Origin of the sequence: Zooshikella sp. RANM57, from assembly GCF_050749885.1 — a bacterium.
Classification (GTDB): Bacteria; Pseudomonadota; Gammaproteobacteria; order Pseudomonadales; family Zooshikellaceae; genus Zooshikella.
Window position 1 is genome coordinate 278,787 of the sequence record NZ_JBOIUB010000008.1, and the last position, 13,188, is coordinate 291,974.

11 protein-coding genes are annotated in these 13,188 nt (G+C 39.1%); 9 read left to right on the top strand and 2 right to left on the bottom strand.

What is annotated here, in order from left to right; genetic code table 11:
• Window positions 1-221: 221 nt before the first annotated feature.
• Entirely contained in the window at window positions 222-1,124 is a 903-nt protein-coding gene (locus ACQ96U_RS17915) for a TIGR01212 family radical SAM protein (RefSeq protein ID WP_431722635.1), read from the top strand.
• 42 nt (window positions 1,125-1,166) lie between these two features.
• On the opposite strand, the gene ACQ96U_RS17920 is transcribed toward ACQ96U_RS17915, so the two are convergent.
• Window positions 1,167-1,433: a hypothetical protein gene (locus ACQ96U_RS17920; RefSeq protein ID WP_431722636.1), complete on the bottom strand. Its 267-nt coding sequence runs from the start codon at window positions 1,431-1,433 to the stop codon at window positions 1,167-1,169.
• A 182-nt stretch (window positions 1,434-1,615) separates the two neighbouring features.
• Complete coding sequence (locus ACQ96U_RS17925; RefSeq protein WP_431722637.1) at window positions 1,616-1,987, bottom strand: Mor transcription activator family protein; 372 nt, start codon at window positions 1,985-1,987, stop codon at window positions 1,616-1,618.
• A gap of 796 nt (window positions 1,988-2,783) precedes the next feature.
• Here ACQ96U_RS17925 and ACQ96U_RS17930 point away from each other — a divergent pair.
• The 8 genes from ACQ96U_RS17930 (at window position 2,784) to ACQ96U_RS17965 (ending at window position 12,767) form a co-directional block, all read left to right on the top strand.
• Entirely contained in the window at window positions 2,784-3,422 is a 639-nt protein-coding gene (locus ACQ96U_RS17930; protein ID WP_431722638.1) for a LexA family protein, read from the top strand.
• 482 nt (window positions 3,423-3,904) lie between these two features.
• The gene (locus tag ACQ96U_RS17935) at window positions 3,905-5,533 is read left to right on the top strand and encodes a M12 family metallopeptidase (RefSeq protein WP_431722639.1); all 1,629 of its coding nucleotides are present in this window, start codon (window positions 3,905-3,907) and stop codon (window positions 5,531-5,533) included.
• Between the two features lie 334 nt (window positions 5,534-5,867).
• On the top strand, window positions 5,868-7,214 hold the full coding sequence (locus tag ACQ96U_RS17940) for a glutamine synthetase family protein (RefSeq protein ID WP_431722640.1): 1,347 nt from the start codon (window positions 5,868-5,870) through the stop codon (window positions 7,212-7,214).
• Between the two features lie 234 nt (window positions 7,215-7,448).
• The gene (locus ACQ96U_RS17945; protein ID WP_431722641.1) at window positions 7,449-8,564 is read left to right on the top strand and encodes an extracellular solute-binding protein; all 1,116 of its coding nucleotides are present in this window, start codon (window positions 7,449-7,451) and stop codon (window positions 8,562-8,564) included.
• Window positions 8,565-8,675: 111 nt separating this feature from the next.
• Window positions 8,676-9,815, top strand: a complete 1,140-nt coding sequence (potA, locus tag ACQ96U_RS17950; protein WP_431722642.1) for a polyamine ABC transporter ATP-binding protein — start codon at window positions 8,676-8,678, stop codon at window positions 9,813-9,815.
• Entirely contained in the window at window positions 9,812-10,708 is an 897-nt protein-coding gene (locus ACQ96U_RS17955; RefSeq protein ID WP_431722643.1) for an ABC transporter permease subunit, read from the top strand. Before potA ends, ACQ96U_RS17955 begins: the two co-directional genes overlap by 4 nt.
• Complete coding sequence (locus ACQ96U_RS17960; RefSeq protein ID WP_431722644.1) at window positions 10,705-11,577, top strand: ABC transporter permease subunit; 873 nt, start codon at window positions 10,705-10,707, stop codon at window positions 11,575-11,577. Before ACQ96U_RS17955 ends, ACQ96U_RS17960 begins: the two co-directional genes overlap by 4 nt.
• A 389-nt stretch (window positions 11,578-11,966) precedes the next feature.
• Window positions 11,967-12,767 (top strand): hypothetical protein, encoded by an 801-nt coding sequence (locus ACQ96U_RS17965; protein ID WP_431722645.1) that lies wholly within the window; start codon window positions 11,967-11,969, stop codon window positions 12,765-12,767.
• The last annotated feature ends 421 nt before the right edge of the window (window positions 12,768-13,188 follow it).

Genomic DNA, 13,188 nt, shown 5'->3' on the forward strand with positions numbered 1-13,188 from the left:
TAAGCATGATACAGCTAATTCTATGCCATATTTGTAACTTATTGATATTCAATGAGTTATTAGTTTTTAGGTCTCTTTAATATAAGCTTAATTCTATCTAGTTAAATAAAATATTACCTATTTAGATAGTCTATTCAAAATGCTTTAGGTCAAACTAAATTTTACGGTTCTCTGTATCATAGCGTCTTTTTATTTGGCTTTGGTGCCTTTGGAAAAACTACATGCAGTTAGATCAGTACGTTTATACGTTTGGCCAGTATCTACGTCAGCGTTTTAATGAGAAGGTTCATAAACTATCAATTCATGCCGGGTTTACCTGTCCAAACCGTGACGGCACCTTGGGCATTGGTGGTTGTACATTTTGTAATAATGCTTCCTTTAATAGTGAAGTAAAGACCAATAAAAACATAAGCGAACAGTTAAGCTCGGCAAAAGTAAATGTGCGAGCTAAAAAATATTTAGCCTATTTTCAAGCTTATACGAATACCTATGCTGAAGTGTCCGCGCTACAGCAAATGTATGAAGAAGCATTACGGAGCAATAATATTGTTGGCCTATGTGTTGGAACACGTCCAGATTGTCTGCCTGAAAGTGTTTTGTCATTACTTTCCAGTTATCAACAACAAGGTTATGAGGTTTGGCTAGAGCTTGGCTTACAAACTGCAAATGACGATACTTTAATACGCATTAATCGAGGACATAATTTCGCCGCTTATGTGGACGCGGTGAAACGAATACAACAGTATAAGCTTAATATTTGTACGCATTTGATCGTGGGGTTGCCAGGTGAATCTGCACAAACGAGCTTTGATACGTTGTCTAAAGTGATTGACTTAGGCTGCGAAGGATTAAAGTTGCATCCTTTAATGGTGGTTAAGGGAAGTCAAATGGCAAAACAATGGAAAAATGGATTGTTATCAACACTAACTGCAGATGAATATGCAGCGATTGCCGCAGAAATGATCCGCCAAACACCGAAAGATATCGTATTTCATCGCGTATCCGCGACGGCAAAGCGGCCAACTTTATTAGCACCAGAGTGGTGTAATAATCGCTGGCCAGTGATTAATCAAATTGTTAAACATCTCAATGAAAAAGGAGGTCAAGGTAGTGGATTAATTTAATATTATTTCATTTTTGAAATACACTGAGTTGAGTGGATTAAGCTATGGACGGATGAGCCGATCCGTTTTATCGTTCAGTGAACGAATATCATTTTTCATATCTTCTGTGATTTCATTCACTCTATTTTTTTCAAGCGCAATAAGCTCAGTAATATGCTGGATATTTTGGCTATTTTGATCAATTCGCTTGTCAATGGTTCCCCCCCAAACGAATAGTGAAATAATAACGGTCACGGTACTGATGATGTGCGTCATGTTGACGGTTTTATCAAGCTGCCAGTGTCCATGCGGTATAATATGTGGCTGCATGTTTTTCTCCAAATAGTCTTACAATTTTCGCTAATACCTAAGTACTTCATTATAGGTGTAGTCGTTAGCAGAGTAGTCAAAACTGAAAGTGATTTGTAGGTGAAAAATTTCAATTTTTTCATGCATGATGTTAGTTGTCAGTCATAGCATGACTGACAACATTGATTTAGGGCTGGAAGAGGTTAGTGTTTTTTGTGGCTTGCGAATAGAATATTGTAGACATGACGCCGTGTAATACCAAATGTTAATGCTAGTTTATCAATGGGATAACCATCATCATGATATTTTTTAATCAGTGCATTACGTGAGCGTATAAAAATGGATTTACGAGGTAGCTCAACAGTTTCACCTGAAAAATGTTCACTGAGAAGTTTTGCGCTTTCATGGCCAATTGCCAGTGAAATAGGGTGATCAGGACTTGTATCATGAGGTATGTAAACCCGGGCTCCTCCTAAACGTTGTGCTAACGTAAGAGTGGCATCTAGTCCTATGATAGTGGCAGCGCTTTTTAGAAAGCCTGGTAGTTCAGTTTCGTATATATTTTGTGTGTTCATTTGTTATTCCTAGTAAGATAGTCTTCTGTAATATGTAAACTCGCTGAGAACTTTTATAAGCTGTTCTTTGTACTGCTACCTCCTCAAGGAAGTGCAAGTGCGAGATTTGATTCCTCTATGGGAAAGAAGTACGCCATCTTGTGAACTCTTCGAAATATTATGTTCAATAGGTCATTTTGTTTTTTTGTGAAGAGCACTGAATGGTTCTAAAAATTCTTATAGGGAAAAATATACCTATTATTGCAGGCAAAAGTGTATTAATTCACATCTGTGTGTTACAGCACTTTATGTATACAAACTAGGTATTACTATTAGGTCAAAATTTTTTATAGTTCAATTCATTTGTATTACTTATATGTGTTCATTTTTAAGTTGTTTAATACGTTAATTCAAAACATGATTATTCCTCCTGTGTTTTAAACAATTATTAAAGGAAAGTGTTGACTAGCTAAAGGTTAAACGTTTGTTTTCTTCTAGCCGTTTATACTCGTTGCTAAGAGTGTACTTGGTTTAGATAGGCTCCATGTCATGTAAGTATGTTTCTTACCTCCTTGAGTACCATTATAAGTCTTCAATTTTACAACTAAAAGTTGTTATAATCAACTGGAAGTTGTTCATCATGATTGTCACAAAATCGACATGTGGTGTACTATGCACGCACTCTAATAAGGGCTTGATTTTGCTTTAGAGGCGTGAGTATGAAGTGATTGTAGTCGTGAGCTTAGCAAGCAATAGCATTGATACAGAAAGAGATTCATGAAGAATACGTATTGAACATTTTTTAGGCAATATGATTATGATTGGCGATAGAGTGAAACTGGCCCGGGAACATTTTTCCCTGACACAAGATGAGTTAGCAAGTACGATTAATATTTCTCAAACTGCAATTTATAAGATTGAGGATGGCTTAACTCAAAACCCCCGATGTCTAGGTAAGCTTGCCGAAGTCCTGAGGGTTTCTCCTGAGTGGCTACAGTTTGGCATCAATCCACCGGCCTGGCTTAAAGAGTCTCAACATACTACAGAGGCTATTAATGATATTGAGACAGGTTACCCACTCCTAAGCTGGGTTCAGGCGGGGGCATGGCAGCCTATTGATGAAGTTGAACTGTATGAGGCAAAACGTCTGTGCTGCCCAGTTAAATGCAGTGTGGATACCTTTGTTCTGAGAGTGCAAGGGATCAGTATGGAACCTATGTTTCACGAAGATGACTTAATCTTTGTTGATCCGAATGTTGAGTGCCGAAGTGGCTCGTTTATTATTGCTCGTTTAGATGACCATAATGAAGCTACGTTTAAGCAGTTGATTATTGAGGGGGGACAACGGTATTTGAAACCACTGAACCCTGATTGGCCAGAGAAAATAATCCCATTGAAGGGAAGCTCATGTTCAGTTGTAGGTACAGTCATCTTTGCTGGTCGAGCATTTGCTTAAAACTATAAGTTGTATTTTGTGTGTAATAGTTTTTGTAGATAGTGACGGCAAATTTATTATTGCTGCGATAGGAATATGCCTATAGCTAATTTTTATTAGTAAGTTTATACGACATTAAAACTTCATTAAGAGGAGGATATTGTAAGCTAGTCGAACAGATAATAAAAAAAATAATTTTAAATAGAATAACTATAAATAGTTATTTAGTCTAAAAACTATGCCAGCAAGATATAACAATTCGCTTTAGTTGTCTTGTTATCAATTGCAACATAACAATTTTACTTAATTAAATCCTATCTATACTGATACCTGTCGAAGAAGTAATTCGACTTTATACATTTATATCCTTTGTGAATCAATTTTAGGGTTTACTATAAACTTAAGAATTATGAAATTTTAAATGTTTTCTATATAGATGATTGCAGCAATGTAGTAAGCGAGTAAGGTTTTAATAAGGATTAAATTAAACAGGGAGACAGTTTATGTTGCCTAAAACATTGAAACGCTATCTGCGTTTTATTCTTCCAGCTATCTTTATTCTCTTTTCATCTTCGTTATTTGCGTTTGAGCGAAATGAGTTAGTACTGCAAAATGCACCTACCGCAACATCGTTTATTAAAGGAACAGATGAAACGGTCACTTATCATATTGTTGATGGTTTAGCGATTTACGGTGGTGATATTATCCTTGGTGAGCATGAAGATATTCAAAAAAATGGTATTGTGCCATGGATTGTTAAACCCTGGTCTAATGCTGAAGATGCGCAATCAGGTGCGCCTTCAACCAATACCAGGCTTCGTTGGCCAAATGGTGTTTTATATTACTCATTTAATAGCAGTTATCCATCTCAATATCGTCAAAGAGTAAGGGATGCCTTAACGTATGTTGAAGGTCTGACCAATGTTAAATTTGTCGAAAATAGCCAGCAACGAAATAGAGTCGTTGTCGAAAATGGTTCTGGTTGCTGGTCTTATGTTGGTATGCTTGGAGGAGCCCAAAGATTATCGTTAAGTACCAACGGCTGTGTTATTCGAGCAATTGTGGGTCACGAATTTATGCATGCTTTAGGGATTTATCACGAGCAATCGCGTAAAGATAGAGATCAGTATGTCACTATTCATTGGAATAATATTCAGAGTGGTATGGAGGGTAATTTTCAAAAACAATCAGATACTGATACTTCTGCTACTCCCTATGATTATTACTCTGTTATGCACTATCATGCTTGGGCATTTGCGAAAAACAGCAGCCAGCCTACTATTTCACCTAAAGACCCCAATATTCCGTTAGAAGATTTAGGTAATTATGATGGTTTAACAAAATATGATGCAAAAACGATTAATTGGATGTATCCAAGTGATACCAATGAAAAACCAAAAATAGAAATGAAGGTCAGTAGTGCCGAAATTAAGAAAAATCAGGTTTATGATTTAGTGGTTGATTTTTATGACGATGGTGGTGTGGATAACTTAAAAATTGGTGCGCAGTCAGATAACCTTGCTTTGCTGCCTGATAGTAATATCTTAATTGATAAAGGCGATACGCCAAGTCAGCGCTTAATAGTGATGGCACCGGCTAAAGATATGATTGGTGTAGCTAACGTGACTATAAGAGCATCAGATGAACAGGGGGAAGAGACTACAGCCATTTTTAAATTGACTGTGAAGGATGATGATCCTGGACCAGATAAAAAATATATCATGATTGTCTCTGCTTTAGGTGCATGTGTCACACTAGAAAAATCCGATGATGGAAATAAATATCCAGTGAAACCTGTATACTGCCAAGCAGATAAAAATCAGCTATGGTCGGTAGAAACTAATGGATTTATACGTTCAAAAATGGATAAAGATGTTTGTTTGCAGGTATCAGAAATAAATCGAGGTCAGATTGTTTTTGCTGCGAAATGTGTAGAAGATGATAGTAACCGTTGGGCTGTTGAAAATGAGTTTATTCGTAACCTGGCGAATAGAAGCTTAGTATTGGATTATTTTATCAGCTCTTTAGAGTTCGGATTATGGGATTTTCACGGCGGCAATAATCAAAAGTGGATCTTAGTTAAGAAAGAGCAACTTTATCGCCTACCTTTGCTACTCCCAAATGTGTTCTGATCGGAACTTGCTTTTGTAGCTGTAAAAATGCGTACAACTAAATGATAATGAAAAATTTGAAACCAGCCTCTTATGGCTGGTTTTTTTGTTAGCTGTTTTTTCTACATTAACTTTTGTTGGGGCAGTGGTTGGATAAAAATACATTTAAATTTGTCTAACAAAAACAGTTTATGAGACTGGTAAGTCAATAGGGGTGTGTATCTGTATTTTTCTTATTTGCTTGGAGATATAGAACAGGCATGTAATAAGTCTTTGGATTATTTGTTCACTGCACTTTGAAGTAGATTAAGCTAAGTTATAAGTGTTATGTATTCTAATAAAATAGGCTTGAAGTATGGAATCCGTCATTCAATGGTTAAAGAAAAATAAAATAACGGAAGTTGAGTGTCTTATATCAGATTTTACTGGTATTGCTCGTGGAAAAATTATGCCTGCTGATAAGTTCTGTAAAGAGCAAGGGATTCGTCTGCCTGAAAGTGTGTTAATTCAAACGGTAACAGGAGACTACCTTGATGAGGAGCCTTATTACGATGTCATCGATCCTGCGGAAGTCGATGTGCGTCTTCGTCCAGATGAGTCTGCTGTTTACCTCGTGCCATGGGCGCTGGAGCCAACAGCTCAGATCATCCATGATGTCTATGATAAAAAGGGTAACCCTATAGAGTTATCACCGCGTAATTTATTAAAAAAAGTACTCAAGCTTTACTATCGCAAAGGCTGGCAACCCATTGTAGCGCCAGAACTGGAGTTTTATCTTACACAAATTAATGTCAATCCTGACCACCCATTACAACCACCTGTAGGTCGCTCTGGTCGTCAGGAAACGGGTAGACAGTCTTACAGCATTGATGCTGTAAATGAGTTTGACCCTCTGTTTGAAGATATTTATGACTTCTGTGAAGCTCAACAGTTAGATGTGGATACACTCATCCATGAAGAGGGGACGGCACAGATGGAAATCAATTTCCGTCATGGTAGTCCACTTGAGCTAGCAGATCAGGTTTTTCTGTTCAAACGCACGGTGCGTGAAGTGGCTTTAAAACACAATATGACGGCTACCTTTATGGCTAAGCCAATATCGGATGAGCCTGGTAGTGCAATGCATGTGCATCAAAGTATTCATGAGCAGAAAACATCACTAAATATCTTCACGGGTGCTAATGGAGAAAATACAGATTATTTTTATGGCTATATTGCTGGCTTACAAAAGTATATGCCTTCTGCTATGCCTTTATTTGCACCGAATGTGAATTCTTATCGACGCTTTTTGCCTGGAGAGTCTGCACCCGTTAATGTTGAGTGGGGCGTTGATAATCGTACTGTGGCATTACGTGTTCCTGATTCTGATGGGGAAAGTAAACGTGTTGAAAACCGCTTACCTGGGGCTGATGCAAACCCTTATTTAGCCATTGCTGGGTCGTTGTTATGTGGCTATATGGGCATGACTGAAGGCTTACATCCTACCGCACCCTTTGAAGGAAGTGCTTATCATTCAGAAAGTATGCGTTTACCTTTGAGTCTTGAGCATGCCCTGATGATGTTGGAGGACTGCCAGCCACTGTGTGAGATGTTAGGTAAAAAGTTTGTCAGGGCTTATATCGCGGTTAAAGAAGCAGAAAGCGAAAACTTTAAGAGGATTATTAGTTCTTGGGAGCGTAAATATTTACTAATGACAGTTTAAGTATTTGTTTAATGTATGTTAACGAACCATGATGAAATGTTATGCTGTGGTAATACTCTTTACACACGACACTGGGGGTGAGTTGCGTCAGTAACTTAACATTAGCAATTAAAAGCAATGAGTCTTTTCGTACTCTACACTGAGGTTACAAAGCAAAGCGAGCCTTCCCCTAAATGGTGTGTTACGAGTAAACACTTTGAGGTTTGTGTTCATTCAACCAGATAAGGACGGCTGATGGTCAAGAAGTTAGTGTCATGGGGAGTGATTTGTAGCGTTACAGTATTACAAAGCCTTAGCCTTTTTGCTGCAGAGCAGCAAAAGTCAAGGTTACACGTATATAACTGGAATGATTATATTGCAGAAAACACGATTTCTGTCTTTGAAGAGCGAACGGGTGTAAAAGTTATATATGATGTATACGACAGCAATGAAGTGCTAGAAGCCAAAGTATTAGCAGGGGGCTCAGGCTTTGATATTGTTGTGCCTTCAGATAACCCTTTCTTTGCAAATCAAATCAAGGCATCAGCTTATCAGCCTTTGGATAAGTCGAAGCTCCCTAATTGGAAAAAGTTAGATCCTTCCTTACTGGAAAAAGTGGCCGAAAGCGCTGATCCAGGTAATAAATATGGAATTCCTTATCTGTGGGGCACAACAGGTATTGGTTATAACCCCCAAAAAGTTCAGGAAGTGTTAGGGAAGGACGTGCCTGTAGATAGCTGGGGTCTGGTGTTTAACCCCAAATATATGAAAAAACTGGCGCATTGTGGTGTAAGTTTTTTAGATGCACCTTTAGAAATCCTTCCTGCTGCATTAAAATACCTCAGCCTTGATCCCAATAGCACAAATAAGGCTGATTATATCAAGGCAACCGAACTTCTTCTGGCTGTTCGTCCCTATGTAACCTACTTTCACTCATCAAAATATATTGCTGATCTGGCAAATGGTGACACCTGTGTGGCTATAGGTTTTTCTGGTGATATTTTGCAAGCACGGGATAGAGCAGAAGAAGCTAATAATGGGATAAACATTCAGTATGTTATTCCTAAAGAGGGGGCACAGTTGTGGTTTGATATGCTCGCAATCCCAGCCGATGCCAAGCATGTTGATGAAGCCTATGCTTTTTTGAATTATTTGCTTGAGCCTGAAGCCATTGCTCAAATCACAAATTATGTGTCTTATGCCAACCCCAATTTGGTGGCGAATGAATACGTAGATGAAGAAATTAAGAATGACCCTGGGATATACCCTCCTCCCGCGATCAGAAAAAACTTATATAAGACGGTCGTCTTACCCAAAAAAATCAACCGTATTATTACTCGGTCTTGGACGAGAGTGAAATCGGGACGCTGATGTGTCTCCTGCTTAATAACAAGTAAGCATAGGGAGACACGTTTAGGGGGAGAGCCAGCACAGCTCTCCTTTCTTAATTTTGGATGTAGTAATCCAGCAATGGAGAGTTCAATGTCTATTGCATCTGGTAACACATATACCAATGGTAACCATGCCCAGCGCAACGAAGTCCTGGTAAAGCTTGATCGCTTAACAAAAAAGTTTGGTGATACGGTTGCAGTTGATGATGTCAGCTTGACGATAAAAAAGGGTGAAATTTTTGCCTTGTTAGGTGGTTCAGGCTCTGGTAAGTCAACTTTATTAAGAATGTTGGCAGGATTTGAAATGCCTTCCGAAGGGCGCATTTTTTTGGATGGTCAAGATATTACATCTTTGCCTCCGTATGAGCGTCCCATCAATATGATGTTTCAGTCATATGCGTTATTTCCTCATATGACGGTGGAGCAAAATATAGCGTTTGGTCTGAAGCAGGATAAATTGCCCAAGGCAGATATAAAAGCACGTGTTCAGGAACTATTGCGTTTGGTGCATATGGAAAAGTACGCTAAACGCAAACCACATCAACTGTCAGGTGGTCAGAAGCAACGCGTTGCTTTAGCTAGAAGCCTGGCAAAAAGACCAAAGTTATTGTTACTGGATGAGCCCATGGGGGCTTTGGATAAAAAGCTGCGTACACAAATGCAGCTGGAAGTAGTGACTATTCTGGAAGAAGTTGGCGTGACCTGCGTTATGGTGACTCATGATCAGGAAGAAGCCATGACCATGGCTGAAAGAATTGGCATTATGAATGATGGTTGGATTGTCCAAGTCGGTACACCCGTTGATATTTATGAAACACCCAACTGTCGGATGACCGCTGAGTTTATTGGTTCAGTGAATATCTTCAATGGGGTGATTACTAAGGAAGAGGCTGATCATGTCATTATTAACTCGACAGAGTTGAATAATGCAATCCACATCGACCACGGCATTATGGCGCCATTGGATGAGCGAACCGTTTATGTGGCTGTTCGACCTGAGAAAACTCTGATTACCAAAGAACACCCTGAGCAGGAATTTAACTGGTCGAAAGGTATCGTTCACGATATTGCTTATTTGGGTGGGCACTCCGTTTACTATGTAAAACTCCCATCAGGCATGATTGTACAGTCTATGATGGCTAACTCTGAGCGGAGTATGGGACGCCCAACGTGGGATGAATCCGTTTATGTCAGTTGGGAATCCAGTAGTGGGGTAGTGTTGACGTCATGAAGTGTCTTTTACGTATGCTGCCAAAAGGAAGAACGCTGGTGATCAGCGTTCCATTTCTCTGGTTGCTGTTATTCTTCTTTGTGCCATTTATTATTGTTCTCAAAATCAGCTTTTCCGAAGCAGAAGTGGCAATACCTCCTTACTCGGAAATTTTTCAGTTTGCTGATGATACATTGAGAATTTTGTTGAACTTAGGCAATTATGTTTTTTTGTCTGAGGACGAGCTTTACTGGTCTGCTTATTTAAGTTCAGTCAAAATTGCGTTTATTTCATCGTTGATCTGTTTGTGTATAGGCTACCCTATGGCTTATGCCATGGCTCGAGCAAATCAGCGTACTCAAACAATTCTGTTGTTATTGATCCTGTTACCCTCATGGACATCATTTTTGATTCGAGTGTATGCCTGGATCGGCATTTTAAAAAATAATGGACTCATTAATAACCTGCTTATGTGGCTCGGCCTGATTGATAGCCCACTGCCAATGTTAAATACAAATTTTGCAGTATATGTAGGTATCGTATACACCTACTTACCTTTTATGGTGTTGCCACTCTATGCAAACCTCATCAAACTTGATCATAGTTTGCTGGAGGCTGCCTCAGATCTTGGTTGCAAGCCATGGAAAGTCTTCTTTGAGGTGACATTACCACTTTCCAGAAATGGCATCATCGCGGGCTCAATGTTGGTCTTTATTCCTGTAGTTGGTGAGTTTGTGATTCCTGAGCTATTGGGTGGGCCTGAGTCGTTAATGATTGGTAAGGTACTTTGGCAAGAGTTCTTTAATAATCGTGATTGGCCCATTGCCGCAGCATTGGCCATTGTTATGCTGGTGATTTTGAGTATTCCTATTGCTTACTTTAACCATCACCAGGCAAAAGAGATGGAAGGATGAGTATGGCTAGCCGCAAACTGACGTTTTCTAATGTGGTGTTATGCTTAGGGTTGTTATTTCTTTACTTACCCATGTTTATTCTCGTCCTTTATTCTTTTAATGCTTCTAAGCTTGTTACTGTTTGGGCTGGATTCTCTGGTAAATGGTATGTCGAACTCTTTGCAGATGACCAGCTTATGTCCGCTGTTTGGATGAGCTTGAGGATTGCATTTTTTAGTTCATGTATGGCCGTCATTTTAGGCACGATGGCGGCCTTTGTGATGACGCGTTTCCATCGTTTTCGAGGTAAGCCTCTATTTAGTGGAATGATTACTGCCCCTCTCGTTATGCCTGATGTGATCACTGGTTTATCATTACTATTACTCTTTGTTGCTATGTCACAACTCATTGGCTGGCCTGCAGAGCGAGGCATGTTAACCATATGGATTGCCCATGTAACCTTTTCCTCGGCGTATGTTGCAGTAGTAGTTTCGTCACGCTTAAGGGAAGTTGATACCTCCATTGAGGAGGCTGCAATGGATTTGGGTGCAACGCCCTTTAAAACATTTTTCCTTATTACTATCCCGGTCATTGCACCTGCAATCGCTGCAGGGTGGTTGCTGGCATTTACTCTTTCTCTAGATGACTTGGTTATTGCAAGTTTTGTTTCTGGTCCTGGCTCTACAACATTACCTATGGTGGTTTTTTCATCGGTTAGGCTTGGCGTTAGCCCTAAAATAAATGCATTAGCCACACTTTTTATTCTGGTTGTGTCTTTTGCTGCCTTCATTGCATGGTGGTTGGCGAGACGAGCTGAAGCAAGGAGGCGTAGCCCGATTCGTACTGAAGAGGAAGTAAACTGGACAAACCATTTATCGAATCAGCCATAAGCTGAATTAAATAGGATAATGGATTATAAAAAATGCCATTATTGATTATAGGAAAATAAGCTGTAAAAAATATTAACTCGCGAAGAATATAAGCCCCATTAAAATTTTTTAATGGGGCTTATTAATAATTAGCTTTTTTTATAGAAGAATAAGTTAACGCGAAGACTTATTTGTTAAGGTGGCATTAAGTAAAAAGCGTTAATGATTTTAGCTCTAAGTATCAGTCTGTTACAAATACCAATGGATTTTAAATAAATAGCACAGTACTGAGTTTTCTCACATTAAAAAATAATTTGTTTAGTGATGCAGAGCATAACCTTATTAATCAAGGATGAATTATTAATGAGGCAATAGGTCTATTTGTAAAGGTTAGACTTAGAGGAAAAATCATGAAAAAGTGGCTTCTGATGCTTTTAGGCGCAGCGCCACTAATGGCATTTGCTGCTCAAAAATCTAATGAGCTGGTAAATATCGTTAAAGAGCAACCGTTAAGATCAGTTTCAGTTGCCGCGCCTGAAAGAGACAAATTTAGTCGTAAAGATGGTTCGGGTTTTTATTGGGAATTACTAAAGACTATATACGAACCACTTGGTATTGAGTTAAAACATCTTAGTATGCCTTCCGCTCGAGCACTTAAAATAGCTGACCAGAAATACCAGCTACTTGATGGGTTAATTGCCCAGCCTAAGTTGACGAGTTATGACCTGCTATTACCCAAATACGCCACTCATACAGAAAAGGTGAGTGTTGTATATAAGAAACGGGTCATTTGGAAATGGACAGGTAAGGCTTTACTTAGAAATAGGATAGTAACCTGGCCAGTCGGTATGAACTTTGTTGAAAAAGATAAAAGAAACTTTAGGTTACGAGAGTTTAAAACGAACAAGGAAGCTATTGAGTTGGTTGATACTGGTAAGGTTCACTTCTTGATTGATAAGTCTTATAAAATTCGGGAGCTGTTTGAGTCGGGGGTGTTGGATAAGGAAAGGTTTGAGGTGGCAGACTTTGAAAGTGAGCAGGATGCCTTTATTGCATTTGTTAATCGGGATCATTCTCGTTATCTGATAAAGATATTCAATACAAGGATCGAAGAGCTGTTCAAGGTAGGTAAACTACAAGCGCTTTATGATAAGTGGAATATCCCCATGCCAAAAAGCTTAAAGACGCAACTGACAGTGAACGATACGTGATGTAACTTCTTACCACGCTGTTTTGGGATAAAAAGTAATAGAGCATCTATTGTTTGATCGTTTTTTATACAGTTGCTGGTGAGTGTACTTCTATTATGATGTTACACCTGCCTTCTTATGTAAGATTTGTTGAAAATTCAATTGACATAGTCTGCAAATAGCTTATACTGCGCCCCACTTCAGCGGTAACGGTTTTCAAGCCTCCGACGCAGCAAGTTAACCCCTTAGTTTAAAAGGCGGTTAGCGATTGATACGCGTCAAACGTCGTTTAACAAGATGACGGAAAAAAGGAGGGGTTGACAAAGTTACCCAGTGCGCTAGAATGCGCGGCCGCTGAGAGGCGAGTTGAGGTGTGTTTGAGCTTGAAAATAAAGTTTAAAACACGGCTTGACAAAACAAGGCGAGGCAGTAGAATAGCCGG

Coding starts and splice junctions, on each gene's coding strand:
- ACQ96U_RS17960 (WP_431722644.1), top strand. CDS start 10,705: ATGAGTATGGCTAGCCGCAAACTGACGTTTTCTAATGTGGTGTTATGC.
- ACQ96U_RS17930 (WP_431722638.1), top strand. CDS start 2,784: ATGATTGGCGATAGAGTGAAACTGGCCCGGGAACATTTTTCCCTGACA.
- ACQ96U_RS17915 (WP_431722635.1), top strand. CDS start 222: ATGCAGTTAGATCAGTACGTTTATACGTTTGGCCAGTATCTACGTCAG.
- ACQ96U_RS17965 (WP_431722645.1), top strand. CDS start 11,967: ATGAAAAAGTGGCTTCTGATGCTTTTAGGCGCAGCGCCACTAATGGCA.
- ACQ96U_RS17935 (WP_431722639.1), top strand. CDS start 3,905: ATGTTGCCTAAAACATTGAAACGCTATCTGCGTTTTATTCTTCCAGCT.
- ACQ96U_RS17920 (WP_431722636.1), bottom strand. CDS start 1,433: ATGCAGCCACATATTATACCGCATGGACACTGGCAGCTTGATAAAACC.
- ACQ96U_RS17940 (WP_431722640.1), top strand. CDS start 5,868: ATGGAATCCGTCATTCAATGGTTAAAGAAAAATAAAATAACGGAAGTT.
- ACQ96U_RS17945 (WP_431722641.1), top strand. CDS start 7,449: ATGGTCAAGAAGTTAGTGTCATGGGGAGTGATTTGTAGCGTTACAGTA.
- ACQ96U_RS17925 (WP_431722637.1), bottom strand. CDS start 1,987: ATGAACACACAAAATATATACGAAACTGAACTACCAGGCTTTCTAAAA.
- potA (WP_431722642.1), top strand. CDS start 8,676: ATGTCTATTGCATCTGGTAACACATATACCAATGGTAACCATGCCCAG.
- ACQ96U_RS17955 (WP_431722643.1), top strand. CDS start 9,812: ATGAAGTGTCTTTTACGTATGCTGCCAAAAGGAAGAACGCTGGTGATC.